Here is a 26,585-nt window from a genome sequence, read left to right on the forward strand (position 1 = left end):
ACCGTTCTGACCTTCGACAAGCCAGAACCTAGACAGGACAACGGCGTGCGCCACCCAGACGCCCAGAAACCACCCACACAAGCGTCAGTAGAACCGTAATTGTCGTACCCTCCGGCTAGCTTGTCCGGGTGACGACCTCCCGTACGGCCGCGAAGGCTGCCCGACCTGCCTTCGTCTGCGATGCCTGCGGGCACCAGCCGCCGAAATGGCTCGGCCGGTGCCCCGAGTGCGGCGAGTGGGGCTCGGTGATCGAGTCCACCGTGACCGGCCCACTCGGCGCCGGCCGGGTGGTCAGCTCGCGCATGCCGGCCGAGCCGGCCCGCCCGATCGCCACGATCAGCGCAGCCCCGGCCAAGGCCGTGCCGACCAACGTCAGCGAGCTCGACCGCGTGCTCGGCGGCGGCCTGGTCCCCGGCGCGGTCGTGCTGCTCGCCGGCGAGCCCGGTGTGGGCAAGTCCACTCTGCTGCTCGACGTGGCACAGCAGTGGGCCGCCGGCTCCGGTACCCCGTCCCTGGTGGTCAGCGGGGAAGAGTCGGTGAGCCAGGTCCGCCTGCGCGCCGAGCGGCTCGGCGCCCTGCACGACAAGCTCTACCTGGCGTCCGAGAGCGACCTGGGCGCCGTCCTCGGCCACCTCGACGCGGTCAAGCCCGGCCTGCTCGTGCTCGACTCGGTGCAGACGATCTCGGCCCCCGGCACCGAGGGCGTGCCCGGCGGCGTCACCCAGGTCCGCGCGGTCACCGCCGCGCTGGTCGGGGTGGCCAAAGAGCGCGGCATCGCCACCGTCCTGGTCGGTCACGTCACCAAGGACGGTCAGGTCGCCGGCCCGCGCGTCCTCGAGCACCTGGTCGACGTCGTCCTGCACTTCGAGGGCGACAAACATTCGTCGCTGCGCCTGGTCCGCGGGGTGAAGAACCGCTACGGCGCCGCCGACGAGGTGGGCTGCTTCGAGATGCACGAGGGCGGCATCGCGAGCCTCCCCGACCCGTCCGGCCTGTTCCTCACCCGCTATCAAGAGCCCGTTCCCGGCACCTGCGTGACGGTTGCCATGGAGGGCCGGCGCGCCCTGGTCACCGAGGTGCAGGCCCTGATCGGCGCCGAGGTGCAGGGCTCGCCCCGGCGCACCGTTTCCGGCCTCGACAGCGCGCGCCTGGCCATGGTCCTGGCCGTGCTCGAGCGCCGCACCAAGCAACTCAAGCTCTACAACCGCGAGGTCTTCGCCGCCACCGTCGGCGGCATCCGCCTCACCGAGCCCTCGGCCGACCTCGCGATGGCCCTGGCCGTCGCCTCCGGCGGCCTCGACCTGGCGATGGCCCCCCACCTGGTGGCGATCGGCGAGGTCGGCCTCACCGGCGAGATCCGCCGGGTCGGCGCGGTCGGCCGCCGCCTGGCCGAGGCGGCCCGCCTGGGCTTCCGCGAGGCTCTGGTCCCGCCCGGCTGCGCTCCCGAGGGCGCGCCACCCAAGGGCATGCGTGTCACCGAGGTCACCGACCTACGCTCCGCATTGCAAACCGCCGCCCGCGCCTCGGCCGAGCACGGCAACCGGTGACAGAGCGTGAGGTTTCATCACGCTACGGAGCATTCATCGAACCACGCCTCCGCGGCCTGGATGACAGTCCGTAGAATGTACAGGTGCCGCTCGACCGCGATGGTTCCAAGCCCGCCGCCGCCACCCCGACGCCACGTCCCGGCGTCAACGGTTCGGCGCGCGCCGCGGCGACCACATCATCAACCCCCGGCCTCTCCGGCGGCGGCGTGACCGCCGACCCGTTGCGCGCCAACCTGGCCCTGATGGCCCCCGGCACCGCCCTGCGCGACGGTCTGGAACGCATCCTCCGCGGCCGCACGGGCGCTCTGATCGTCCTGGGCAACGACGCCGTGGTCGACAGCATCTGCACCGGCGGTTTCCCGCTTGATGTGGAGTTCTCGGCCACCCGCCTGCGCGAGCTGTGCAAGATGGACGGCGCGGTGGTCCTCTCCAGCGACGGCACCCGCATCGTCCGCGCCGCGGTCCACCTGATGCCCGACCCGTCCATCCCCTCGGAAGAGTCCGGCACCCGCCACCGCACCGCCGAGCGCGTGGCGAAACAGAGCGGCTTCCCCGTCATCTCGGTGAGCCAGTCCATGCGCATCATCGGCCTGTACGTGAACGGCCAGCGCCACGTCCTCGACGACTCGGCCGCCATCCTCTCCCGCGCAAACCAGGCCCTCGCGACCCTCGAGCGCTACAAACTCCGCCTGGACGAGGTCTCCGGCACCCTGTCGGCGCTGGAGATCGAAGACCTGGTCACCGTGCGTGACGCCGTGGCGGTGGTCCAGCGACTCGAGATGGTCCGCCGCATCGCCGACGAGATCTCCGGCTACGTGGTAGAGCTGGGCACCGACGGCCGGCTCCTGGCCCTGCAGCTCGACGAGCTGATGGCGGGCGTCGATTCCGACCGCACGCTGGTGATCCGCGACTACCTGCCCACCGGCCGCAAGGCGCGCACCCTGGACGAGGCCCTGGTCGAGCTCGATCTGCTCTCCGCCACCGAGATGATCGACCTGGTGGCGGTGGCGAAGGCCATCGGCTACCCGGGCGCCTCCGACGCCTTGGACGCCGCGGTCAGCCCTCGGGGGTTCCGGCTCCTGGCCAAGGTTCCTCGTCTGCCCCAGCCCATAGTCGACCGCCTGGTCGACCACTTCGGCAGTCTCCAGCGACTGCTGGGCGCCACGGTGGAAGATCTGCAGGCCGTGGACGGGGTGGGGGATGCTCGCGCTCGCGGGGTTCGGGAGGGCCTTTCCCGGCTGGCGGAAGCCTCCATTCTGGAGCGCTACGTCTAGGTAGCCTGGCTGGGCTTGCCATGGCCCCGGGCGGTACCTAGAGACCATCTGGGGGGTCACCACCCCGGAGCCACGGCTGCCAGCCAGCCCAACCAGACCCGCGCCCAGAGGTGTCTAGCCGCGGCGGCTCGGGCGGCGGTGGCTCAGGCAGTGATGGTGATCACGACCGGCTGGCTGACGAGCGTCCCCAGCCGAGCCCGCAATTCGTACTGCCCCTGCGGCGGGACCGGCCCGGCAGCCTGGTTGCCGGTGCAGCTGCTCGACTGCCGCCCATTCCAGGTCACCTTGTAGGAGCGCGTCTCGCCCGGCGCCAGCTGCCGTACGTCGCTGCCCTTGTTGGTGCTGCAGGTGTCCGACGACCAGTACTTGCGCGCCCCCTGGTCGAGGTACAGCTCCTGCGGCCCCGCCCCGACGTCGCGGCTGCACGCGCGGGTGCTGATGTTCTTCACCGTGAGCGTGATGTCGAGCGAGGCGTTCCGCTTCATCGTCGTCGACGCGACGCTGGGCGCGACCGAAATCTCGTTGTCGGCGCAGGACCCGTCCGCGGGGGCAGTGACGTTGGTGTTCTGCCCGGGCGGGGCCGTGGTGGGCGCGGTGGTCGCCGCCGCTCCGTCGTCGCCGTCACCCGTCGTCGGCGATTCGAGGTCGCCGAGGGCCGGTAGCGACGGCTGGTTGCCGCCGGGCACACCATCCAGGAAGGACGGCTCGCTCGACGAAGGCGACGTCTTGGCCGGCGCCGGGGTGGGAAACTGCGATTGCGACTGCCCCGCGCCCTTGCCGCGCTGGTCGCCCTTGTCGCCACCGGAGCAGGAAACGAACAGCACGATGATGCCGAGCAGGACAGCTCCCAGCACGACCGCACGACGCCGCCAGTAGACGGCGGATGGAAGGGGACCAACCGTCGTTCGCATGATGGGGCCACCGTAAACCCGGACACCCCCGGCAACGGTCGCGACGCGCCGGGTATGCGACACCGACTCGCCTTACCAATCGTTAGAGATAGACCTTGCGCTGGTAGATGGCGTGCGCGCCGGCCACCCGATCGAGGAAAAGCTTGCCGGCACAGTGGTCGATCTCGTGTTGCAGGGCGCGTGCCTCGAAGGCGTCGGTGGTGATGGTGACCGGCTCGCCGGTGCCGGGGGCGACGGCCTCGACGACGACGCGGCCGGCGCGTTTCACGTCGCCCGTGAGATCAGGCACCGACATGCAGCCCTCGCGCCCGGCCTTCCACCGGCTCGCCTCGACGATCTTCGCGTTGCAGAGGACGAACGTGCCGTGGGTGGTGGCCGCCTTGGGGTGGCCGACCACGTCGACGGCGAAGACCTGCACGCCGACGCCGACCTGGGGTGCGGCGAGACCGACGCAGCCGGGCGAGATCTTCATGGTGACGACAAGGTCGGCCGCGAGCTGCACGATCGACGGATCGGTGGGGTCGACCTCCTCGCCGGGTGCGCTCAGGACGGCCGCGGGGGCTGTGACGACCGGGAGGACGTGGCCCTCGACGGCAGAGCTCACAGGATCTCCGACTCGGCCTGGCGCAGCGTCACGTCGACGCCCAGCTCGGCGCCGGCCACGGCGAGCCGTTCGGCCAGTTCGTCGGAGACACCCCCGGGCAGGTCGACCTCGGCGATCAGCACGTAGAGGGTTCCGACCAGGCGCGTACTGAGATCGGTGATGTTGCCGCCCTCGGCCGCCACGACCCGGGTCACGGCTGCGACGATGCCGAGCCGGTCGGCGCCGTGCACGCTCACCAGCCACGGCTCGCCCGCGTCGGCAGCCTCCGCTTCCGGCTCGACCCGGCGCACCGCGGTGGTCACCCCTTCGAGGGGCGCAAGCGCCGTCTCGGCGGCCTCCAGGCCCGTGCCGGTGCAGATCAGGGTCATGGCGAAATGGCCGCGCAGGCGGGTCATCGTCGAGTCGGTGAGGTTGGCGCCGACCCCGGCGAGCGCCTCGGCCACGTCGGCGACGATGCCGGGACGATCGGGGCCGATGACGGTGATGGCAAGCTCGTGCACCCGCCTACAGTAAGTCCTGCCATGACTTTCGCCGATGATGCCATCGCCTGGTTCGACCGGAATGCCCGCGATCTGCCCTGGCGGCAGCCGACCACGACCGCCTGGGGCGTGCTGGTCAGCGAGGTGATGCTCCAGCAGACGCCGGTCGTCCGCGTCGAGCCCGCCTGGCGCTCCTGGATGACCCGCTGGCCCACCCCCGCCCACCTGGCCGACGATCCGCCGTCCGAGGCGATCCGCATGTGGGGCCGCCTCGGCTACCCCCGGCGGGCGATGCGCCTGCACGCCTGCGCCGTCGCGATCGTGGAACGGCACGGCGGCCGGGTGCCCGAAGACCTGGAACAGCTGCTGGCGCTGCCGGGCGTGGGAACGTACACCGGCCGGGCGGTGGCGACCTTCGCGTACGGGCAGCGGCACCCGGTCGTCGACACGAACGTGCGGCGGGTGGTGGCCCGGGCCGTCGAGGGCAAGTCGGACGCGGGGGCTTCCACGACCGCGGCCGATCTGGTGGCGGTGGCCGACCTGCTCCCTCTCGATCAGGCACGGGCCGCGCGGGCAAGCATCGCGTTCATGGAGCTGGGCGCGATCGTCTGCACGGCACGGGCGCCGCGCTGCACGGCGTGCCCGTTCGAGGCGGCCTGCGCGTGGCGGGCCACCGGCGAGAAGCTGCCGGAGGGGCCGAGCCGCAAGCCGCAGCGGTACGCGGGCACCGATCGGCAGGTGCGGGGGCTGCTGCTCGAGGTGCTGCGGCATGCCAGCGGGCCCGTGCCGCGCCAGCGCCTCGACATGGTGTGGCGGGACGAGGTGCAGCGAGCACGGGCGCTGGCGGGGCTGGTGGAGGACGGTCTGGTGGAGCCGCTGGGCGCCGACGACTTCGTACTGGCCGGCGACGCCCCGCAACCTTCGACGCAACAGATCCATCAATAGTGATCAACTAGCCGCCGCCCCCACGGACCGCCCCCACCCGGTTTGGGTGGGGCAAATAAAGCAGCCGGGTCTGACATTTTTGGGGCATTGTCCACAGCGGGGGGCTAATACACATACGGCCAGCCGCTCGAGTCGTACGCGAGCAGGTTGATCCCCAGGCGGGCGGCGCCGTTGTCGGCGTAGTAGTGGTAGACCAGCACGTCGGCGTCCGTGTCGGTGAAGACGGACTGGCCGCCGGGGCCGTGGATGCTGCCGTGGCCGGCGAGGATCTCCGAGCCGCCGCTGCTGGTCATGGCGGTGCCGTTCTTGTCCACGAAGGGGCCGGTCACGCTGGTGGAGCGGCCCACCATGATCCGGTACGTGCTCGAGGCGCCGCGGCAGCAGAGGTCGAACGAGGCGAACAGGTAGTAGTACGACCCGTGGCGGAACAGGAACGGGGCCTCGATCGCGCCGCCGCCCCGGCCGGCCAGGGAGCGGATCGTGCTGTCGAGCCGCTTGCCGGTGGACGCGTTGAGCTGCACCTGCTTGATCCCCGACCAGAACGAGCCGAAGCTCAGCCACCAGCGGCCGGACGGGTCGACGTACAGGTTGGGGTCGATCGCGTTGAAGTTGTCGCTGGTGTTCGACTCGATGACCAGGCCCTGGTTGCCCCAGCTGCCGGAGGCGCCGGTGGTGCTGGTGGCCAGGAAGATCGCCGAATGGTTCGAGCCGAAGGTGGACGCCGAGTAGTACATGAAGTACTTCCCGTTGCGGTACGAGATGTCGGGCGCCCACAGGTTTCTGCTGCCGCCGGTGTACGAGGTGGTCCAGGACGCCCCACTCGGGAAGGCTGCCCCGGCGTCGCGGAAGGCCGTGCGATCCGTTGACGTCTTGAGCACGATGTTGTCGCCGGTGTGCGCGATCAGGTACATGCCGTCGGGCTTCTTCACGATGCCGGGGTCGTGCACGTTGATGCTTCCGGTCACGGTGCCGGGGTTCGGGTAGGTGGCCGCCTCGGCCGGCCCGACGCCGACCGCGACCGCACCGGCCGCGACCAGCGCCACCGCACTGGCAAGCGCTTTCCTGCGGAACGACATGAGACTCCCTCTCGCCGCTGACATTTCGGGGGTGTTACGGCTAGAGTGAACGTTCACATAGATGGACGTCAAGACGTGGGCGATGGCTTAAGGCGGCCTTCAGCAGGACGTTTTACAGATTGCGCGAGCACCGGGGACGCCCGAAGCCAACCAAACGATGTTGACGTGCACAAGGACATCTCGGGAGGGACCCCCGTCATGCCCCGATTCCGGACCCGACTCGCCGGCGCGGCCGTCGCGCTGGTCGCATTGCCGCTCGCGGTGGCACCACCGGCCTCCGCGGCCACCGACCCCGACTACACGATCACGCTGCGCCCGCAGCAGCAGGGCGCCGCCATCGACGACGAGATGTACGGCGTCTTCTTCGAGGACATCAACTTCGCGGCCGACGGCGGCCTCTACGCCGAGCTCGTCCGCAACCGATCCTTCGAGTTCCTGCCGGCCGACAACCGCTCCTACACCGGCCTCACCGGCTGGACCGTGACCGGCACGGCCACCACTGTGGACGATGCCGCGCGGCTCGACGACCGCAACCGCACCTATCTGCGGACCACCGGCGCCGCCGGGCTCACCAACGCCGGCTACAACAGCGGCATCGCCACGAAAAAGGGCGAAATTTACAACTTCTCCGTCTGGGCTCGCGCGGATCAAGGCGCGACCCTGACCGTCAGCCTGCACGCGGCGGACGGGACCACGCTGGCCGCGCCGCTCAGTAAGAGGATCACGAGCGACACGTGGGCCAAGTACACCGGCACGCTGCGGGCAACGACCACCAGCGACACCGGCCGGGTCACCATTGGGACCGATAATTCGTCCAGACTGGACATGATCTCGTTGACCCCGCGCGAGACGTACAAGAATCATGGTCTTCGAAAAGATCTTGCGGAGAAGATCGCGGCGCTTCATCCCGGATTCCTGCGCTTCCCGGGCGGCTGCCTCGTCAACACCGGCAGCATGTATTCCTACGACGCCGCGAACAACTACCCGAGGGCCCGCTCCTACCAGTGGAAGGAAACGGTCGGACCGGTCGAGACACGGGCCACCAACGCCAACTTCTGGGGCTACAACCAGAGCTACGGCCTCGGCTACTACGAGTACCTGCAGTTCGCCGAGGACGTCGGCGCGAAGCCGCTGCCGGTCGTGCCCGCGCTGGTCACCGGCTGCGGCCAGAACCGCGCCACCGACGACCCGACGCTGCTGCAGCGCCACATCCAGGACACGCTCGACCTGATCGAGTTCGCGAACGGCCCGGTCACGTCGACCTGGGGCAAGCTCCGCGCGCGGATGGGCCACCCGAAGCCGTTCGGCCTCACCATGATCGCGGTCGGCAACGAGGAGAACCTGCCGAACGAGTATTTCGCCAACTACCTGCAGTTCCGGGACGCGATCACGGCGAAGTACCCGAGCGTCACGGTGATCAGCAACTCCGGGCCGGACGACATGGGCGTCACGTTCGACAACCTTTGGGCCAAGAACAAGGCGGCCGGCAGCGACATGGTCGACGAGCACTACTACAACAGCCCGTCGTGGTTCCTGCAGAACAACGCGCGCTATGACTCGTACGATCGCAGCGGTCCTGATGTTTTTCTCGGTGAGTACGCATCGCTGGACGCGAAGTTCGCGAACTCGCTGGCCGAGGCCGCCTACATGACCGGGCTGGAGCGCAACGCCGACGTCGTGAAGATGGCGTCCTACGCGCCGCTGCTGGCCAACATCGACAACGTGCAGTGGCGGCCCGACCTGATCTGGTTCGACAACGACGAGTCGTGGGGCTCGACCAGCTATCAGATGCAGAAGCTGTTCATGAACAACGTCGGCGACCGCGTCGTGCCCTCGAGCGTCACCGGCGGCAAGGTCGTGCAGCCGCAGCCGATCACCGGACGGGTCGGACTGTCCACGTGGGCCACCGCGGCCCGCTACGACGACCTCAAGGTCACCACGCCCGACGGCAAGCCGCTGTTCGCCGATGACTTCAACGACGGCAACGCGGACGGCTGGTCGACGCTCTCCAACCGCGGCACGTGGTCGGTGCAGGACGGCGCCTACGTGCAGACCGACACCGCGGCGACCAACACGATGGTGGCCGCGGCCACGAACATCACCGCCACCGACTACGACATCACGCTCAAGGCCACCAAGACGGCGGGCGCCGAGGGCTTCCTCATCCCGTTCGGGATCAAGGACTCCGGCACCTGGTACTGGTGGAACCTCGGCGGCTGGAACAACACGCAGGGCGCGATCGAGAAGGCGTCCGGCAGTGCGGACGCCAAGGAGCAGCTGCTGACCAGGCCCGACACGGTGGTCACCGGCCAGACCTACAACCTCACCATTCAGGTACGCGGGACACAGGTCACCCTGATCCGCGACGGCGAGGTGTGGGGCAGCTTCGACGACAACCAGGTGATCGAGCCCTTCGCGCAGGTCGTCACCCACGACGACAAGACCGGCGAGCTGATCGTCAAGGTCGTCAACGCCGCCGACAGCCCCGCCCTCACCAAGATCGACCTCGGTGGGCTCAAGGTGGCGCGCACGGCCCGGATGACCGTCCTGTCCGGCGACCCCGGCGAGCAGAACACCCGCTCGGCCGAGCCGATCCAGCCCGTCACCAGGACGGTCGGCGGCATCGGCTCCTCGTTCACCCGTTCCTTTGCCGCCGACTCGGTCACCTTCCTGCGGATCAAGGAGACCTCATGAAGTACGCACTCAGCCGGCGCACCCTCTTGCGCGGCACGCTCGGGGTCGCCGCCGGGGCGGGGATCGCCGGGCTCGCCCAGGCCGGGACCGCCGAAGCCTCCGGGCCGCGCACCGACGCCGAGATCTACGGTGTCCCGACCACGCAGCCGCTGGTCAGCCAGCGAGCCGACCCCTTCATCACGCCCCGCACCAACGGGATGTACTACTTCACCGGCTCGGTCCCGGAGTACGACCGCATCGCGGTGCGCGGCGCCACCACTCTGGGCGGCCTGACCGGGGCGTCCGAGACCGTGATCTGGCGACGCCCGGCGAGCGGCAAGATGGCCGGCCATATCTGGGCGCCGGAGCTGCATCGCGTCGACGGCCGCTGGTACGCGTATTTCGCGGCCGGCGACTCCGACGACGTGTTCCGCATCCGTACGTACATCCTGGAGTCGCCGTTGGCCGATCCGCTCGATCCGTCCGGCTGGACCCTTCGCGGCCAGCTGCTGACCGAGTGGGACGGCTTCACGCTCGACTCGACGACGTTCACCCACCGCGGACGCCGCTACCTGGTGTGGGCGCAGAGCGAGCCGGAGATCGCGGTCAACACCAGCCTGTACATCGCCCGGATGGCCACGCCCTGGTCGCCGGCGACGAAACCGACCCGGATCACCACGCCCACCAAGAGCTGGGAGATCCAGGGTTACCGGGTCAACGAGGGTCCGGCCGTGCTGATCCGCAACGGCCGGGTGTTCCTGACCTTCTCGGCCAGCGCCACCGACGCCCGCTACTGCATGGGGCTGCTCACGGCGTCCGCGGACGCCGATCTGCTGGACCGGGCGTCCTGGGTGAAGACCCCCGACCCGATCTTCGTCACCGACGACGCGACGAAGCGGTACGGGCCAGGGCACAACTCGTTCACGGTGGCCGAGGACGGGGTGACCGACGTGCTGGTCTTCCACGCCCGCGACTACCGGGACATCACCGGCGACCCGCTGTACGACCCGAACCGGCACACCCGGGTGCAGAAGCTGTACTGGCACCCGGACGGGACGCCGCTGTTCGGGGTGCCGGTGGGCGACGGCGGGCCGATCGTGCGGCTCTCCCCCGGCGGCCACGACTTCGTACGCCACGACGACGGCGGCCTGCTGGTGGTCTCGCGGGCGCCCCGCGATCTCGCCGCGACGCAGTTCCGCTTCGAGGCGCGCGAGGGCGGCGCCGAGGTGATGCGGTCGGTCGACCGGCCCGACCAATTTGTCCGCATCGACGGCCCGGACGTCAAGCTCGACACCGCGCCCACCGCCTTCCGGCGCAGCTGGAAGCGGCACGGCGTCACGATCGAGGCCGACGGTGGCGGCTACCTGCGCGCCGACCACGGCAAGATCACGGTCGGGCAGACGGCGACGACGTTCGAGCTGAGCTGAGAACGCGGAACGGCCCGGCCGCGTAAGCAGCCGGGCCGTTCCGTGTCTAGCCGGTCGTCATTCCTCGGTGGAGGCGGCGCCCAGGTCGGCCGGCACCGCGTCCGGAACCTGGACTCCTCGGTCGGCGCCGCGGAAGGTCAGCTTCGACTTCTCGACGTTGGCCGGGTCGCCCTCGCAGTCCACCACCACGATCTGGCCGGGGCGCAGTTCGTTGAAGAGGATCTGCTCGGAGAGGGTGTCTTCCAGGTCGCGCTGGATCGTGCGGCGCAGCGGCCGCGCGCCCAGCACCGGGTCGAAGCCCTTGTTCGCCAGGTACTTCTTCGCGTTGTCGGTCAGCTCGAGGCCCATGTCCTTGTTCTTGAGCTGGCCCTCGATACGCGAGGTGAAGATGTCGACGATCTGAAGGATCTCGTCCTGGCGGAGCTGGTGGAAGACGATCGTGTCGTCGATACGGTTCAGGAACTCCGGGCGGAAGTGCTGCTTCAGCTCGTCGTTGACCTTGATCTTCATCCGGTCGTAGTTGCTCTCGGTGTCTTCCGAGGCCTGGAAGCCCAGGGACACCGCCTTGGCCACGTCGCGGGTGCCGAGGTTGGTGGTCAGGATGATGACGGTGTTCTTGAAGTCGACGATCCGGCCCTGACCATCGGTCAGGCGGCCGTCCTCCAGGATCTGCAGCAGCGTGTTGAAGACGTCCGGGTGGGCCTTCTCGATCTCGTCGAACAGGACCACCGAGAACGGCTTGCGGCGCACCTTCTCGGTCAGCTGGCCGCCCTCGTCGTAACCCACGTAGCCGGGAGGGGCACCGACGAGGCGGGACACCGTGTACCGGTCGTGGAACTCGGACATGTCCAGCTGGATCAGCGCGTCCTCGGAGCCGAACAGGAACTCGGCCAGCGCCTTGGACAGCTCGGTCTTACCGACGCCGGACGGGCCGGCGAAGATGAACGAGCCGGAGGGGCGCTTCGGGTCCTTGAGGCCGGCCCGGGTGCGGCGGATCGCCTTGGAGACGGCCTTGACCGCGTCCTCCTGGCCGATGACCCGCTTGTGCAGCTCGTCCTCCATGCGGAGCAGCCGGGTGGTCTCCTCCTCGGTGAGCTTGTACACCGGGATGCCGGTCCAGTTGCCCAGGACCTCGGCGATCTGCTCGTCGTCGACCTCGGACACGACGTCGAGGTCGCCGGCCTTCCACTCCTTCTCCCGCTGGGCCTTCTGGCCGAGCAGCTGCTTCTCCTTGTCGCGCAGCTGGGCGGCGCGCTCGAAGTCCTGCGCGTCGATCGCGGACTCCTTGTCGCGACGCACCTGGGCGATGCGCTCGTCGAAGTCGCGAAGGTCTGGCGGCGCGGTCATCCGGCGGATGCGCATCCGGGCGCCGGCCTCGTCGATGAGGTCGATCGCCTTGTCGGGCAGGAAGCGGTCCGAGATGTACCGGTCGGCCAGCGTCGCGGCGGCCACGAGGGCGGCGTCGGTGATGCTGATCCGGTGGTGCGCCTCGTAGCGGTCGCGGAGACCCTTGAGGATCTCGATGGTGTGCGCCAGGGACGGCTCGCCCACCTGGATCGGCTGGAAGCGGCGCTCGAGAGCGGCGTCCTTCTCCAGGTGCTTGCGGTACTCGTCGAGGGTGGTCGCGCCGATGGTCTGGAGCTCGCCACGGGCCAGCATCGGCTTGAGGATGCTCGCCGCGTCGATCGCGCCCTCGGCCGCGCCCGCGCCCACCAGGGTGTGGATCTCGTCGATGAACAGGATGATGTCGCCGCGGGTGCGGATCTCCTTGAGCACCTTCTTGAGGCGCTCCTCGAAGTCACCGCGGTAGCGGGAACCGGCGACCAGCGCGCCCAGGTCGAGCGTGTAGAGCTGCTTGTCCTTCAGCGTCTCGGGCACCTCGCCCTTGATGATGGACTGCGCCAGCCCCTCGACGACGGCGGTCTTGCCGACACCGGGCTCACCGATGAGCACCGGGTTGTTCTTGGTGCGGCGCGACAGCACCTGCATGACCCGCTCGATTTCCTTTTCCCGGCCGATGACCGGGTCGAGCTTGCCCTCGCGGGCGGCCTGGGTCAGGTTGCGTCCGAACTGGTCGAGCACCAGCGACGTCGACGGGGCAGCCTCGCCCGCCGCGGCGCCGGCCGCGGCCGGCTCCTTGCCCTGGTAGCCCGAGAGCAGCTGGATCACCTGCTGGCGGACCCGGTTGAGGTCGGCGCCGAGCTTGACCAGCACCTGGGCGGCGACGCCCTCGCCCTCACGGATCAGCCCGAGCAGGATGTGCTCCGTGCCGATGTAGTTGTGGCCGAGCTGCAGCGCTTCGCGCAGCGACAGCTCCAGCACCTTCTTCGCTCGAGGCGTGAACGGGATGTGCCCGCTCGGCGCCTGCTGACCCTGGCCGATGATCTCTTCGACCTGTTGCCGGACGCCCTCCAGCGAGATGCCGAGGCTCTCCAGAGCCTTGGCGGCGACGCCCTCGCCCTCGTGGATCAGGCCGAGCAGGATGTGCTCGGTCCCGATGTAGTTGTGGTTGAGCATCCGGGCCTCTTCTTGGGCCAGGACGACAACCCGTCGCGCTCGGTCGGTGAACCGCTCGAACATGCCCTCGTGCTCCTCACGTGCCGTGCGCCAATGAACTGGCGGGGCCCCTAACCCTCTCGGGCCGGCACGGGCATCGGTGATGCCCGTGCTCTAACTCTATCGCCGCCCGGCGGTTCTGCTGGGCCCTCGTGGCCCGGCGAAACCGACCGCAACGTTGATTTAGCCAACTTCGCACGCTCAACGGCTGTTCCCCCACCCGAACGAGTACGCGGACAGCGAAATCGCCGGAGGTCGTGCATCCACAGGCTGTGGACAACCTCGTCCACACCTGTGGATAACTCTACGTAACCCGGTCAAAGATCACCCGGAAAGCAGCGAGGGCCCGCCGCGCTCTCGCGCGACGGGCCCCGCAGGGTTTTGCCTAACTCATCCCCTTCCGGGGCCTTTGGCGTGGAACTCATCCACGATCTCCTGGGGGATGCGGCCCCGGTCGGAGATGTCCTTGCCGTTCTTCTTGGCCCACTCGCGGATCGCCTTGTTCTGCTCGCGGTCGGCGGTAGCCCCTCCGCGGCCACGTGCGGCCCGGCCCCCCACGACCACACCGCCGCGGGCCACCTTCGACCCGGCTCCCACGTAGGGAGCGAACACGTCCCGCAATTTCGAAGCGTTCTTCTCGGAGAGGTCGATCTCGTACTGAATGCCGTCGAGCGCGAACTTGACGGTCTCCTCGGCGTCACCGCCGTCGAGGTCATCGACCAGCTTGTGAATGATCTGCTTGGCCACGCGCCGCTATCCTCCCGAACACAGGTTCTCCCGCAACGGTCAAGACAATAACGCCAGGGCGGCAGTATCCGTCAATGGCGGGTCGAATATTACTCGGGCCGGACCAACGGGAACAGGATCGTTTCCCGAATGCCGAGGCCGGTCAGCGCCATCAACAGCCGGTCGATTCCCATTCCCATCCCGCCGGTCGGCGGCATTCCGTACTCCATGGCGCGCAGGAAATCCTCGTCCAGCTGCATGGCCTCGGGATCGCCGCCGGCGGCCAGCAACGACTGGGCGACGAGCCGTTCGCGCTGCACCACCGGGTCGACCAACTCGGAATACGCGGTCGCCAGCTCGAAGCCGTTGACGTACAGGTCCCACTTCTCGGTGAGGCCCGGAGTTTCCCGGTGTGCCCGGGTCAGCGGCGCGGTCTCTTCCGGATAATCCCGTACAAAAGTGGGCCGCTGCAGGTTGTGCACCACCAGGTGCTCGAAGAGCTCCTCGGCGAGCTTGCCGTTGCTCCACTTCGGGTCGACGGAAAGGTCATGCTTTTCCGCGTAGCTCTCGAGTTGTGCCCGATCGGTCGTCACCGTGACTTCTTCGCCGACCGCCTCGGAGAGCGCACCGAACAGGGTCACCGCCGGCCACTGACCGCCGAAGTCCCACTCGCTGCCGTCGTAGTGCGTCACGATGTGTGATCCACTCACCGCGAAGGCGGCTTCCTGAATCCACTCCTGCACCTGCTGCTGCATCACGTTGTAGTCGGCGTACGCCTGGTACGCCTCGAGCATCGCGAACTCGGGGGAGTGACTGGAGTCCATACCCTCATTGCGGAAGTTCCGGTTGATCTCGAAGACCCGCTCGATGCCGCCGACCACGGCCCGCTTCAAAAACAGTTCCGGCGCGATCCGGAGATAGAGGTCCGTGTCGAGCGCGTTGCTGTGCGTCACAAACGGGCGGGCCGCCGCGCCGCCGTGCAGCAACTGCAACATTGGCGTTTCCACCTCGAGGAAATTGCGGCGGAACAGCGACTCGCGCAGGCTGCGGACCACGGTGGCGCGGGTGCGGACGGTGTCGCGCGCCTGCGGACGGACGATCAGGTCGACGTACCGCTGGCGCATCCGCGTCTCCTCGGAGAGCGGCTTGTGCGCGACCGGCAGCGAGCGCAGCGCCTTGGCGCTGACCGCCCAGGAGTCGGCCAGCACGGACAGCTCGCCGCGGCGGCTGGTGATCACCTCGCCGGTGATCCCGACCAGGTCGCCGAGGTCGATCAGGTGCTTCCAGTCGGCCAGGGCCTGCTCACCCACCTTGTCGAGGGAGAGCATCGCCTGCAGCTCGGTGCCGTCGCCGTCGCGCAGGGTGGCGAAGCACAGCTTGCCGCCGTTGCGAATGAAGATCACCCGGCCGGTGATCGAGACGATGTCGCCGCTGGCGGTGTCGGTCGCCAGGTCCGCGTACTTCGCCCGGATCTCCTTGAGCGTCGCGGTGCGGGGCAGGTTGACCGGGTACGGCGGGACGCCTTCGGCGAGGAACCGCTCCCGCTTGGCCCGGCGGACCCGCATCTGCTCGGGAAGGTCCTCGACCGCGTCGCTACCCAAGCCTGGACTATCAGTCGGCGGAGCTCCGGTCGGCGGCACATTCTGCTCGGTCACGGCACGACTCTCTGTGGAAAAGAAACAACGTCAGCGGACAAGCCTACTGAGCGGCTCTCAGACGTTCCGCTCATATACCATCCGCAGCCCGATCAGCGTGATCATCGGCTCGTGCGCGGTCAGCGTGCGGCACTCGTCCTTGACCAGCCCGGCCAGCCCGCCGGTGGCGATCACGGCCTTGACCGGCCCGATCTCCTCGATCATCCGCTCGACGATGCGGTCGACCTGGCCGGCGAAGCCGTAGTACATGCCCGACTGCAGGCACTCGACGGTGTTCTTGCCGATCACCGAGCGCGGCTGGGCCGGCTCGACCTTGCGCAGCTGGGCGGCGCGGGCGGCGAGCGCGTCGAAGGAGATCTCGATGCCGGGCGCGAACGCGCCACCGAGGAACTCGCCCTTCGCACTGATCACGTCGAAGTTGGTGGTGGTGCCGAAGTCGACCACGATCGACGGTCCGCCATAGAGGGCGTGCGCGGCGAGGGTGTTGACCACCCGGTCGGCGCCCACCTCCTTGGGGTTGTCGATGGCCAGTTGAACGCCGGTCTTCACGCCCGGCTCGACGACGACGTTGGGCAGCTCGCCGTAGTAGCGGCCGAGCATCGTGCGCAGGCTGCGCAGCGCGGCCGGCACCGTCGAGCAGGCGGCCACCCCGGTGATCTCCACGGCGTCGCCGGCGAGCAGCCCGCGGAACATCAGCCCCAGCTCGTCGGCGGTGTTGCGGGCGTCGGTCTTCACCCGCCAGTTGTGCACCAGCTTGTCGCCATCGAAGGTCGCCAACACGGTATTCGTATTACCGATGTCAATACAAAGAAGCATTAAAACCCTCATATCGTACGAGGAAGCGGCTTCTCCAACCGCAACAGCGACAGTCCCCGCCTGCTGAAGCCGGCGTCGGCGCCGGGTGGGTTCAATCGTCGCAGGCCGTACTCCGATGGCCGACCCAGGGTCAGCGTGGGCGGAGATCCATGGCGATGTCGAGGATCGGCGACGAATGCGTCAGCCCGCCCACCGAGAGGTAGTCGACGCCGGTCGCCGCGTACGCCTCGGCGGTCGCCAGCGTGAGGTTTCCGGTCGCCTCGAGCTCGGCCCGATCGCCCACCGCCGCGACGACCTCGCCCAGGAGCCGGGGCGTCATGTTGTCGCAGAGCAGGAACGTCGCGCCCGCCTCGACCGCCTCCTGCGCCTCGGCGAGGTTGGTCACCTCCACCTGCACGGGAACGTCGGGGAACTTCTCCCGGACCAGGCGGTAGGCGGCCGTGATGCGGCCGGCGGCCAGCTTGTGGTTGTCCTTGATCATGGCGACGTCGTAGAGGCCCATGCGCTTGTTCGTGCCGCCGCCGGCCCGGACCGCGTACTTCTCGAGGTGCCGCAGCCCGGGGGTGGTCTTGCGGGTGTCGAGCACGGTCGCCTTGGTGCCGGCCAGGACGTCGGCCCACTTGCGGGTGTGCGTGGCCACCCCCGACATGCGGCACAGCAGGTTGAGCGCGGTGCGCTCGGCGGTCAGCAGCGCGCGGGTCGGGCCGGTGACCACGGCGAGCACGTCGCCGCGGCGTACCCGTGCGCCCTCCGCCACCCGGATCTCGAAACTCGCCGAACCGCCGGAGGTGGCCGCGAAGACCTCGAGCGCGACCGGCAGACCCGCCACCACGCCGTCGGCCCGGGCCACCAGCTCGGCCGTGTCCACCTGGCCGGCCGGGATCGTCGCCTCGCTGGTCACGTCGCGCGGCGGGTCGCCGAGGTCCTCGCCGAGGGCGGTGTAGACCACCCGGCGGACCTCCTCAAGATCAAGACTCACGACATCTCCTCGAAGGACTGGGTCAGCGTGCCCGTGGCGGACAGGCCGTCGAGCAGGTGGCCGCGCCACTCGTCCTCGGCCACCGGGTAGTCCTCCCGCCAATGGCAGCCGCGGGTCTCGCGGCGGATGCTCGCCGACGCGACCAGCGCGCTCGCGACCGTGAGCAGGTTCGTCGCCTCCCAGGCCGCGTTGCGCGGGGCGGCGCGCAGCCCGGCCAGGCGGGTCAGCTCCTCGGCGGTGCCGGCCAGCGAGGCGGCCGAGCGCAGCACGCCGGCGCCGCGGGTCATGGCCCGCTGGAGATCGCCGCGGATGGCTGGGTCGGCCACCCATTGGCCGGCCGGTGTGGCGGCCGGGTCGGCCTGCGGCGGCAGCTCGCGGGCGATGTCGCCGGCGATCCGCTTCGCGAAGACCAGGCCCTCCAGCAGCGAGTTGCTGGCCAGCCGGTTGGCGCCGTGCACGCCCGTGCAGGCGACCTCGCCGCACGCGTACAGGCCCGGGATCGTGGTGCGGCCGTGCAGGTCGGTGCGGACGCCGCCGGAGGCGTAGTGCGCGGCCGGGGCGACCGGGATCAGGTCGGTGGCCGGGTCGATGCCGGCCGAGCGGGTGGAGGCCACGATCGTCGGGAAGCGGTGCTCGAGGAACTCGCCGCCGAGGTGGCGGGCGTCGAGGTAGACGTGGTCGGCGCCGGTGGCGAGCAGCACCCGGTGGATGCCCTTGGCCACGACGTCGCGCGGGGCGAGCTCGGCGAGCTCGTGCTGGCCGACCATGAACCGCTTGCCGGCCTCGTCGACCAGGTGGGCGCCCTCGCCGCGCAGCGCCTCGGAGATCAGCGGCCGCTGCACCGAGGTGACCGCGGCGCTCACGAACGAGGTGGGGTGGAACTGCACGAACTCGACGTCGGTAACGGTCGCGCCGGCCCGCATGGCGAGCGCGACGCCGTTGCCGGTGGAGACGGACGGGTTCGTGGTGGACGAGTAGATCTGGCCCATGCCGCCGGTGGCCAGCACCACCGCGCGGGACAGGATCGCGCCGACGCCGTCCTCGCTGCCCTCACCGAGCACGTGCAGGGTGAGCCCGCAGGCCCGGCCGTCGGCGCTGCGCAGCAGGTCGAGCACGAGCGCGTGCTCGACCAGCTTGATCCACGGGTCGCGGCGGACCGCCTCGTGCAGGGCGCGCTGCACCTCGGCGCCGGTCGCGTCGCCGCCGGCGTGCACGATCCGGTCGGCGCGGTGGCCGCCCTCGCGGGTGAGCATCAGCGAGCCGTCGGGGTACCGGTCGAACTCGGCGCCGATCCGCATCAGCTCGCGCACCCGGGCCGGGCCCTCCTCGACCAGCACCCGCACCGCGGCCGGGTCGCAGAGACCGACCCCGGCGATCTCGGTGTCGTTGGCGTGCGAGGCCGGGGTGTCGAGCGGGTCGAGCACGGCGGCTATTCCGCCCTGCGCCCAGCGGGTGGAGCCGTCGTCGATGTTCACCTTGGTGACCACCGTGACGTGCAGGCCCTGTTCCCGCAGGTGCAGCGCGGCGGTCAGCCCGGCGACGCCGGAGCCCACGACCAGCACGTCGGTGGTCTCGCTCCAGCCCGGGTCGGCGGCGGCGAGCCGGCGCGGCAGCCCCGGAAGATCGGCCAGAATTGACATCTGCTCAGTACACCCCGCAGCCGCGACGCCAGTCACGCGGGGGCGGCATCTCAGTGGCGGGCGTTACTTGTACTGGACGGGCAGGCTCGCGGCGCCCTTGCCCTTGAGGGTCGCGGTCAGGTCGGCGCCGTCCAGCCACAGGTAGCAGCGCACGCCGTAGTCGCCCAGCTGCCAGACGTCGCTGTTGCCGGGCAGCGAGATCACGCCCGTACGGTATTGAAGGTCTTTGTCGTCGGGGACGCCGACGTAGGCGGAGACCAGCGCGCGGCAGCCGTCGTGGAAGGCGCGCCAGGCCTTGTCGTCCTTCGGGTAGGCCAGATCCTTGGCGAACCAGATGCCGGCGAACTCGGCGTTGTGCTTGGCCGAGCAGGCGACGCCCGGCATGCTCGCGATCGCGCCCGAGCTGTCCATCGCCACGGCGTAGCAGCTCAGCAGCAGGTCGGAGGAACCGTCGGCCAGCGCGTTCTGCAGGGTGCCGGCCCGCTGCACCAGGGCGCCGTCGTCCTCGACCGAGCTGAGCTCGAGCGCCTCGCAGCGGAACCAGCGCGATCCGCCGCTCCAGGCCGCCGTGGTGGGGTGGGTGACGCCGATCCAGACGCGCGCGGTTCGCCACGATCCGCCGAGGTAGGCGGTGGTCTGCTCGTCGCAGACCCGATAAGCGGCCTTGGCCCCCGCCGACCCGTCGGCGGGCGGCTCGTCGGCATCCGCGGCCGGCGACTCGTACGTGCCGATGTAGACGGTCTCGGTGCGATGCCGCAGCCCGCAGTCGATCTCCTCATAGGTGGACCGCGACCCGACGGTGTTGAAGTTCGCCCCGTGGCAGGTGCCCGCCACCGGCTCGAATCCGCTGGCCGGCTCCATCGCCGCCCAGCCGTTGGTGAGATCCCCGTCGACTCCCCCGGGCATGGCGCAGCCGGCCAGCAGCACGCACAGGCACGCCACGATCCCCAACGGGATCCGCACCCGGTACCGCACGACTGCCCCTCCCCACGCCCTCTATCACCGAGCATATGGCGATAAAAGACATCAAGAAGCCCAAAACCATTTTCGGTACGGGCGGAGCACCGCGCTCCCCGTTCAGACCGCGCTCCCCGTTCAGACCGCGCTCCGGTTCAGACCGAGCTCCGGTTCAGACCGACAGGGTCAGATCACCCCGGGCCAAATCGCCGGCCATGCCCTCGACCGCGGCGGCCGGGTCGGCGCCCAGCTCGATGATCTCGTTGTCGGCGTTCACGTGGACGACCCGCGGCCGGTAAGCGCGGGCCTCGGCGTCGTCCATCTGGCCGTAGGCGATGAGGATGACCAGGTCGCCGGGGTGGATCAGGTGGGCGGCGGCGCCGTTGATGCCGATCACGCCAGAGCCGCGCTCGCCGGGGATCACATAGGTCTCCAGACGGGCGCCGTTGGTGACGTCGACGATCGCCACCTGCTCGCCGGCCAGCAGGTCGGCGGCCTCCATGAGGTCGAGGTCCACCGTCACCGAGCCGACGTAGTGCAGGTCCGCCTGGGTCACGGTGGCCCGGTGGATCTTGGACTTGAGCATGGTGCGGAGCATCAGCGGCCCTTCAGCTGGAGCGGGACGTTGTCGATCAGGCGGGTGCCACCGACCCGGGCCGCGACGAGCAGGCGGGCCGGGCCTTGCCGCGGCGCCGGGCCCAGATCCGGGCCGGTCAGCGCCAGGTAGTCGACGCGGACACCCGGCTCGTCGTCGAGGATCTTGGTGGCGGCTTCGAGGACCGTGTCGCCGTCAGTGTGCGCGGCGCCCTCGCGCAGCGCCCGGGAGAGCGCCAGCGCGGCCGACCGTTCCCCGGCCGACAAGTAGCGGTTGCGGCTCGACAGCGCCAGCCCGTCCGGCTCGCGCACGGTCGGCACCCCGACGATCTCGACGCCCAGTTCCAGGTCGTGCGTCATCCGGCGGATCAGCGCCAGCTGCTGGAAGTCCTTCTCGCCGAAGAACGCCACGTCGGCCCGGGTGAGCAGCAGAAGCTTCTCGACGACCGTGAGCATGCCGGCGAAGTGGCCGGGCCGGCTCGCGCCCTCGAGGATCTCGCCGAGCGGGCCGGCGTTCATCGTGATCGACGGCGCGCCGTCCGGGTAGATCTCGTCACGGCCCGGCGCGAACACGACACTCACGCCCTCGGCCCGGCACACCTCGAGGTCGGCCTCCAGCGTGCGCGGGTACTTCTCGAAGTCCTCGTTCGGCCCGAACTGCAGCGGGTTCACGAAGATCGTGACCAGCACGAACGTCGATCGCTCGCGGGCGGCCCGCATCAGCGCGCGGTGCCCGTCGTGCAGCGCGCCCATCGTCATCACGACGGCGACCTTGGTGGGGGCGGCCGCGACCGCGGCGGCCAACTCGCCCCGGGTGTGGATCAGCTCAGTCACAGCGCGCTCCCCACGCCGCTGCGGGAGTGGGCGGCGCGGGACAGGACGTCGAGCAGCGGCGCCGCGTCCTGTGGACGCAGGCGGCCAGAGGCGATGGCGCGGTCGGCGGTGCGACGGGCCAGCGCGAGGTAGGCCATGACCGACTCGGGCGGCATCCGGTCGAGATGTTTGCCGACGGTGCCCGCGTCGCCGCGGGAGACCGGGCCGGTCAGCGCCGCGTCGCCGAGCCGCAGCGCGTTGTCGAGCGCGGCCCGCAGCAGCGGCTCGAGCACCCGGCCGGGCTCTTCCACGCCGGCCGCGCGCAGCAGGTCGGCGGCCTCGTTGACCAGGGTGACCAGGTGGTTTGCGCCGTGCGCGAGCGCCGCGTGGTAGAGCGGGCGGGCGTCCTCGGCGATCCACTCGGGCACGCCGCCCAGGTCGGCGACCAGGCGGGTGGCGAACGCGCGGTCCCGGGTGGTGATGCCCCAGGCGATGCCGGGCAGCCGGTCGAGATCTTCATCGGCGCCGGTGAAGGTCATCGCGGGGTGCAGGGCCATGCCGTTCACATCGCCCAGAACGGCCAGTCCGTGAGCCCCCGAGGTGTGCGCCACCATCTGGCCCGGTCGCAGCGCGCCGGTCGTGGCCAGGCCGGCCACCACGGAGGCCAGCGCGTCGTCGGGCACGGCCAGCAGCAGGAGATCTCCGGCGGCGCGGGCGACGTCGTCGGCCGGCAGGATCGCGGCCTCCGGCAGGAGCCGGCGCGCGCGATCGCGGGAGGCTGCGGAAACGGCCGCGGCGGCGACCACATGGTGGCCCGCGGCATTCAGAGCGGCGCCCAGCACGGCCCCTACGCGGCCGGCGCCTACGACGCCGACGCTGAGGGGACCCGCGCCCGTGCGGCCGCGCGACACTGCGCTCATATCAGGATCCAGTCCTCGAGAAAGGGGTACCGGTCGAGCAGAATTATGCGCCGCCGTAACACGCTCGTGACAACCACGTGTGGTCAACTCCATTGCCTATGTTTGCCCCGTGACGACGTGGCGCACCGCGATGAATGCCGGCCTTTACGGTCCCGGCGGCTTCTTCCTGAGTGGGGAGGGCGGTCCGTCCGAACATTTCAGGACAAGTGTCCATGCGTCGCCTCTGTTCGCGAGGGCGGTGCTGCGGCTGGCCGAACGGGTGGACGCGGCGCTGGGCCACCCGAAGACGTTCGACCTGGTCGATGTGGGGGCCGGGCGGGGAGAACTGCTGGCCACGATGCGCGCGATGCTGCCGGACGACCTCGCCGCACGCGCCCGGCTCACGGCGGTCGAGGTCGCGCCCCGGCCCGAGCGGCTCGACGCCGAAATCGGCTGGGCGCGGGAGGTGCCGGACGGGATCGTCGGGCTGCTGATCGCCACGGAATGGCTCGACAACGTGCCGCTCGACGTGGCCGACATCGACGACCACGGGCGGCTGAGGAAGGTGCTGGTCGACCCGGAGACCGGGACCGAGACGCTCGGTGGGGCACCCGACGCGGCCGATCTCTTGTGGCTGGCACGGTGGTGGCCGGGAGCCGAGCGGGCCGGAACGGAGCAGGACAACGGGCAGGCCGGGAACGCGCAGGCTGGGAACGGCCAGGCTGGGAACGGGCAGGCTGGGAACGGGCAGGCTGGGAACGGGCAGGCTGGGAACGGGCAGGCCGACAACCGGCAGGCCCACAACCGGCAGGCCGGGAACGAGCAGGCCGGGAACGAGCGGGCCGGGAACGAGCGGGCCGGGACGGGGCGGGTCGAGATCGGCTGGCCGCGTGATGCGGCCTGGGCCGACGCGGTGGGGCGGGTGCGGCGGGGGTGCGCGCTCGCCGTCGACTACGGGCATCTGCGCGATTCGCGACCGGCCTGGGGGACGCTGACGGGCTTCCGGGAGGGACGGCAGGTGGCGCCGGTGCCGGACGGGAGCTGCGATGTCACCGCGCACGTGGCGATGGACGCAGTTGCGGCGGCGGCCGGGACGCCGTACCGGATGATGCGCCAGCGTGAGGCGCTGAAAGCGCTGGGAATCGACGGCGCGCGACCACCGATTGATCTTGCACGCAGCAACCCGGCGGCCTACCTGCGAGCCCTCTCCGCGGCGGGCGAGGCCGCCGAGCTCCTGGAACCGGGCGGACTCGGCGGGCACTGGTGGCTTCTGCACACGGTCGGGCTGGACGGGCGTGGGAGCATGCTGCTGTGAGTGACGTTCTGCGGGAGATGACCGTCGGGACCGGCGCCGGGCTCGACACGGCCGACATGGTGCTCAACATCGGCCCCCAGCACCCGTCCACGCACGGGGTGCTCCGCCTCAAGCTCACCCTCGACGGCGAGCGGGTCGTCGCCTGCGAACCGATCGTCGGGTACATGCACCGCGGCGCCGAGAAGCTGTTCGAGGTGCGCGACTACCGGCAGATCATCATGCTGGCCAACCGGCACGACTGGCTGTCCGCGTTCGCCAACGAGCTGGGCGTCGCGCTCGCGGTCGAGCGGCTCATGGGTATCGAGGTGCCCGAGCGGGCGATCTGGCTGCGCACCGCGATGGCCGAGCTCAACCGGGTGCTCAACCACCTGATGTTCCTCGGCTCCTACCCGCTGGAGATCGGCGCGATCACGCCGATGTTCTACGCGTTCCGCGAACGGGAGACGCTGCAGGCGGTGATGGAGGAGGCCACCGGCGGGCGGATGCACTACATGTTCAACCGGGTCGGCGGCCTCAAGGAAGAGGTGCCGGCCGGCTGGACCAAGCGGGCGCGGCAGGCGATCGCGCTGGTCCGCAAGCGCTTGCCCGACCTCGACCGGATCATCCGGCTGAACGACATTTTCCTGGCCCGCACGGTCGGGGTGGGTGTGCTCACGGCGGCGCAGGCGGCGGCCTACGGGGCGTCGGGCCCGGTGGCGCGGGCCAGCGGGCTCGACTTCGACCTGCGGCGCGACGAGCCGTACCTGGCCTACGACCAGCTGACCGTGCCGGTGGTGACGAAGAAGGACGGCGACTGTCACTCACGGTTCGAGGTGCTGCTCGACCAGGCGTACGTGTCGCTGGACCTCGCCGAAGAGTGCCTCGACCGGGTCGACAAGATCTCGGGACCGGTCAACGTGCGGCTGCCCAAGGTGGTGAAGGCGCCCGAGGGCCACACGTACGCGTGGACCGAGAACCCGCTCGGGGTGAACGGCTACTACCTGGTGTCGCGCGGCGAGAAGACACCGTGGCGGCTGAAGCTGCGGACGGCCTCCTACGCCAACGTGCAGGCCCTGGCGACGCTGATTCCCGGCTGCCTGGTGCCCGACCTGATCGCGATCCTGGGGTCGATGTTCTTCGTGGTCGGGGACATCGACAAGTGACCTATCGCCGGCCGTACCCCTGGACGTAGCGCTCGTCGGGCTGGGGCTCGTTGTCCCAGCCCGGGTAGCCGGCGAAGTCGGCGAGCGTGCCGACGTTGGTGTCGTTGGCCGAGGGGCGGTGGCGGCGAGCCTTGTAGGCGGGGTCGCCGGAGGACTGCTCGCCGGGGCCGTCGTAACCGCCGTCGAGGCCGTAGCCGGTGAGCTCGGGATCGGCCTGCGAAGGGTAGGAGTCGTAGTCGTCAGCCGGGTCGTAGCCGTTCGGGCCGTCCGCCGGACCGTAGCCGTTCGGGCCGTCCGCCGGGCCGTAGCCGTTCGGAGCGTCCGCTGGGCCGTAGCCGTTCACGGACGCCCGGCCGTTGCCGTTCACCCGGGCTCGGCCGCCGCCGTTCGCGGGGCCGTAGCCGTTGACCGACCCGCTGCCGTTGCCCGGGCCATAGCCGTTCACCGAGGCGCGGCCGGTGCCGCCATCGGGGCCGTAGCCGTTCACCGAAGCCCGACCGCCGCCGTTGGGTGGGCCGTAGCCGTTGTCGACCTCGGGATATCCGTCGCTCGCGTGACCGTTGGCCCGGGCATAGCCGTAGTCATCGGCGGGGTAGTCGTCGGGCTCGTCGTAGCCGGGGCCGTTGACCCGGGCGGAGCCGTAGGTGCCGCCTGGGACCGGGTAGGAGTTGGCCGCAGGCACGTCGGCGTAGCCGTTGGCCGCCGGCACGTCGGCATAGCCGTTGGCCGCCGGCACGTCGGCATAGCCGTTGGCCGCCGGCACGTCGGCATAGCCGTTGGCCGCGGGCACGTCGGCGTAACCGTTGGCCGCGGGCATGTCGGCGTAGCCATTGCTCGCGCCGAAGTCGCCCTCGAGCTGCTCAGCGCGGCCGTAGGCGCTTCCGCCGGGTGGGACGCTGCCGGGTCGCACGGACGCCGAGGCGCGCGGGGGCGCCGAGGCCGGAACCGAGGCCGAGCCGCGTGGCTGCGGGATGCCTGCCGAGGCGAAAGCGACCGCGGGGGCCGGGACGCTGGCACGGCCGCCGCCGGCGAAGCCCGGGTCTCGGCGAGGCGCGGCCGGGAACGGGTCGTCTTCAGGCGGCATCATCGGGGCATCGCCGAAAAACCCGGAATTATCGGAATTGTCGAATACCGGGGACATGCCGGAAGCGCCGAGACCGGGGCGGAAGCCGGGACCTGACGGGGCGGCGCGGCTGAACTCGGCTCGTAGGTCACGGCGCAGGACCTCGATCTCCTCGGCCACGCGGTCCTCGACGTGCATGCGCTGGAGGACCGGGTCGTTGCGGATGAGCACCGACGCGCCGATCAGCACGACACTCACGGCTACCAGCAGCACGGCGAAGCGAACCGAGGCCGAGCTGTCGCCGAGCAGCACAACAGCCGCGGCCACGGGAGCGAGCAGCACGCCCGCCCAGATGAGGCCGCGGAGCAGTCGCGAGCTGTTTCCAGTCTCGGGGTCCCTCTCCGGCATGGCCGCCGATGTTACCCAGAGTGCGCCAGGATCGGAACGGTCAAGCGCCGGGCTTCGCGTGAAACCCGGCGCTTGCCCTTCAAACG

22 protein-coding genes are annotated in these 26,585 nt (G+C 70.2%); 7 read left to right on the forward strand and 15 right to left on the reverse strand.

Annotation, left to right across the window (positions count from 1 at the left end):
- Window positions 1-128: 128 nt before the first annotated feature.
- A complete protein-coding gene (gene radA, locus ACIA5D_RS48535) occupies window positions 129-1,547 on the forward strand; it encodes a DNA repair protein RadA (RefSeq protein ID WP_396037519.1) in 1,419 nt (472 codons plus the stop codon).
- Between the two features lie 83 nt (window positions 1,548-1,630).
- The gene (gene disA, locus ACIA5D_RS48540) at window positions 1,631-2,821 is read left to right on the forward strand and encodes a DNA integrity scanning diadenylate cyclase DisA (RefSeq protein ID WP_396037520.1); all 1,191 of its coding nucleotides are present in this window, start codon (window positions 1,631-1,633) and stop codon (window positions 2,819-2,821) included.
- Window positions 2,822-2,964: 143 nt separating this feature from the next.
- On the opposite strand, the gene ACIA5D_RS48545 is transcribed toward disA, so the two are convergent.
- The 3 genes from ACIA5D_RS48545 to ACIA5D_RS48555 all read right to left on the reverse strand — a co-directional run bounded on the left by ACIA5D_RS48545 (window position 2,965) and on the right by ACIA5D_RS48555 (window position 4,836).
- Window positions 2,965-3,675 carry an adhesin gene (locus tag ACIA5D_RS48545; protein ID WP_396037521.1) on the reverse strand — a complete coding sequence of 237 codons (711 nt, stop codon included), beginning with the start codon at window positions 3,673-3,675 and terminating at the stop codon, window positions 2,965-2,967.
- Window positions 3,676-3,814: 139 nt separating this feature from the next.
- Window positions 3,815-4,336 carry a peptide deformylase gene (gene def, locus ACIA5D_RS48550; protein ID WP_396037522.1) on the reverse strand — a complete coding sequence of 174 codons (522 nt, stop codon included), beginning with the start codon at window positions 4,334-4,336 and terminating at the stop codon, window positions 3,815-3,817.
- On the reverse strand, window positions 4,333-4,836 hold the full coding sequence (locus ACIA5D_RS48555) for a glycine cleavage system protein R (protein WP_396037523.1): 504 nt from the start codon (window positions 4,834-4,836) through the stop codon (window positions 4,333-4,335). The genes def and ACIA5D_RS48555 overlap by 4 nt, the downstream gene beginning before the upstream one ends.
- A gap of 21 nt (window positions 4,837-4,857) precedes the next feature.
- Between ACIA5D_RS48555 and ACIA5D_RS48560 the strand changes: the two genes are divergently transcribed.
- The gene (locus ACIA5D_RS48560) at window positions 4,858-5,760 is read left to right on the forward strand and encodes an A/G-specific adenine glycosylase (RefSeq protein ID WP_396037524.1); all 903 of its coding nucleotides are present in this window, start codon (window positions 4,858-4,860) and stop codon (window positions 5,758-5,760) included.
- Window positions 5,761-5,864: 104 nt separating this feature from the next.
- Here ACIA5D_RS48560 and ACIA5D_RS48565 read toward each other — a convergent pair whose 3' ends face one another.
- Window positions 5,865-6,836 (reverse strand): arabinan endo-1,5-alpha-L-arabinosidase, encoded by a 972-nt coding sequence (locus tag ACIA5D_RS48565; protein ID WP_396037525.1) that lies wholly within the window; start codon window positions 6,834-6,836, stop codon window positions 5,865-5,867.
- A 198-nt stretch (window positions 6,837-7,034) separates the two neighbouring features.
- Here ACIA5D_RS48565 and ACIA5D_RS48570 point away from each other — a divergent pair, with 198 nt between their 5' ends.
- Complete coding sequence (locus tag ACIA5D_RS48570) at window positions 7,035-9,530, forward strand: alpha-L-arabinofuranosidase C-terminal domain-containing protein (RefSeq protein ID WP_396037526.1); 2,496 nt, start codon at window positions 7,035-7,037, stop codon at window positions 9,528-9,530.
- Window positions 9,527-10,936, forward strand: a complete 1,410-nt coding sequence (locus tag ACIA5D_RS48575) for a family 43 glycosylhydrolase (RefSeq protein WP_396037527.1) — start codon at window positions 9,527-9,529, stop codon at window positions 10,934-10,936. Before ACIA5D_RS48570 ends, ACIA5D_RS48575 begins: the two co-directional genes overlap by 4 nt.
- A 57-nt stretch (window positions 10,937-10,993) precedes the next feature.
- On the opposite strand, the gene ACIA5D_RS48580 is transcribed toward ACIA5D_RS48575, so the two are convergent.
- From ACIA5D_RS48580 to ACIA5D_RS48625, 10 genes are all read right to left on the reverse strand, one after another.
- The gene (locus ACIA5D_RS48580) at window positions 10,994-13,516 is read right to left on the reverse strand and encodes an ATP-dependent Clp protease ATP-binding subunit (protein WP_396037528.1); all 2,523 of its coding nucleotides are present in this window, start codon (window positions 13,514-13,516) and stop codon (window positions 10,994-10,996) included.
- Between the two features lie 366 nt (window positions 13,517-13,882).
- On the reverse strand, window positions 13,883-14,239 hold the full coding sequence (locus tag ACIA5D_RS48585) for an Lsr2 family protein (protein WP_396037529.1): 357 nt from the start codon (window positions 14,237-14,239) through the stop codon (window positions 13,883-13,885).
- Between the two features lie 89 nt (window positions 14,240-14,328).
- Window positions 14,329-15,873, reverse strand: a complete 1,545-nt coding sequence (gene lysS / locus ACIA5D_RS48590; RefSeq protein WP_396037530.1) for a lysine--tRNA ligase — start codon at window positions 15,871-15,873, stop codon at window positions 14,329-14,331.
- A 57-nt stretch (window positions 15,874-15,930) separates the two neighbouring features.
- On the reverse strand, window positions 15,931-16,689 hold the full coding sequence (locus ACIA5D_RS48595; RefSeq protein ID WP_396037532.1) for a type III pantothenate kinase: 759 nt from the start codon (window positions 16,687-16,689) through the stop codon (window positions 15,931-15,933).
- A gap of 130 nt (window positions 16,690-16,819) precedes the next feature.
- A complete protein-coding gene (gene nadC, locus ACIA5D_RS48600; RefSeq protein ID WP_396037533.1) occupies window positions 16,820-17,668 on the reverse strand; it encodes a carboxylating nicotinate-nucleotide diphosphorylase in 849 nt (282 codons plus the stop codon).
- On the reverse strand, window positions 17,665-19,308 hold the full coding sequence (locus ACIA5D_RS48605; protein ID WP_396037534.1) for an L-aspartate oxidase: 1,644 nt from the start codon (window positions 19,306-19,308) through the stop codon (window positions 17,665-17,667). The genes nadC and ACIA5D_RS48605 overlap by 4 nt, the downstream gene beginning before the upstream one ends.
- Before the next feature lie 63 nt (window positions 19,309-19,371).
- Window positions 19,372-20,283, reverse strand: coding sequence for a septum formation family protein (locus tag ACIA5D_RS48610; protein WP_396037535.1), 912 nt, complete (start codon window positions 20,281-20,283; stop codon window positions 19,372-19,374).
- A gap of 154 nt (window positions 20,284-20,437) precedes the next feature.
- The gene (panD, locus tag ACIA5D_RS48615; protein WP_396037536.1) at window positions 20,438-20,863 is read right to left on the reverse strand and encodes an aspartate 1-decarboxylase; all 426 of its coding nucleotides are present in this window, start codon (window positions 20,861-20,863) and stop codon (window positions 20,438-20,440) included.
- Window positions 20,863-21,693 carry a pantoate--beta-alanine ligase gene (gene panC, locus ACIA5D_RS48620; protein WP_396037537.1) on the reverse strand — a complete coding sequence of 277 codons (831 nt, stop codon included), beginning with the start codon at window positions 21,691-21,693 and terminating at the stop codon, window positions 20,863-20,865. The genes panD and panC overlap by 1 nt, the downstream gene beginning before the upstream one ends.
- Window positions 21,690-22,592, reverse strand: a complete 903-nt coding sequence (locus tag ACIA5D_RS48625) for a Rossmann-like and DUF2520 domain-containing protein (RefSeq protein WP_396037538.1) — start codon at window positions 22,590-22,592, stop codon at window positions 21,690-21,692. Before ACIA5D_RS48625 ends, panC begins: the two co-directional genes overlap by 4 nt.
- A gap of 109 nt (window positions 22,593-22,701) precedes the next feature.
- Here ACIA5D_RS48625 and ACIA5D_RS48630 point away from each other — a divergent pair, with 109 nt between their 5' ends.
- Window positions 22,702-23,886 carry an SAM-dependent methyltransferase gene (locus ACIA5D_RS48630; protein ID WP_396037539.1) on the forward strand — a complete coding sequence of 395 codons (1,185 nt, stop codon included), beginning with the start codon at window positions 22,702-22,704 and terminating at the stop codon, window positions 23,884-23,886.
- A 17-nt stretch (window positions 23,887-23,903) separates the two neighbouring features.
- Window positions 23,904-25,028 (forward strand): NADH-quinone oxidoreductase subunit D, encoded by a 1,125-nt coding sequence (locus tag ACIA5D_RS48635; protein WP_396037593.1) that lies wholly within the window; start codon window positions 23,904-23,906, stop codon window positions 25,026-25,028.
- A gap of 1 nt (window position 25,029) precedes the next feature.
- Here the strand turns inward: ACIA5D_RS48635 and ACIA5D_RS48640 are convergent, their stop codons facing one another.
- Window positions 25,030-26,499, reverse strand: coding sequence for a hypothetical protein (locus ACIA5D_RS48640; protein ID WP_396037541.1), 1,470 nt, complete (start codon window positions 26,497-26,499; stop codon window positions 25,030-25,032).
- Between the last annotated feature and the right edge of the window lie 86 nt (window positions 26,500-26,585).

The sequence above is a fragment of the Actinoplanes sp. NPDC051513 genome, assembly GCF_044454685.1.
GTDB lineage: Bacteria > Actinomycetota > Actinomycetes > Mycobacteriales > Micromonosporaceae > Actinoplanes.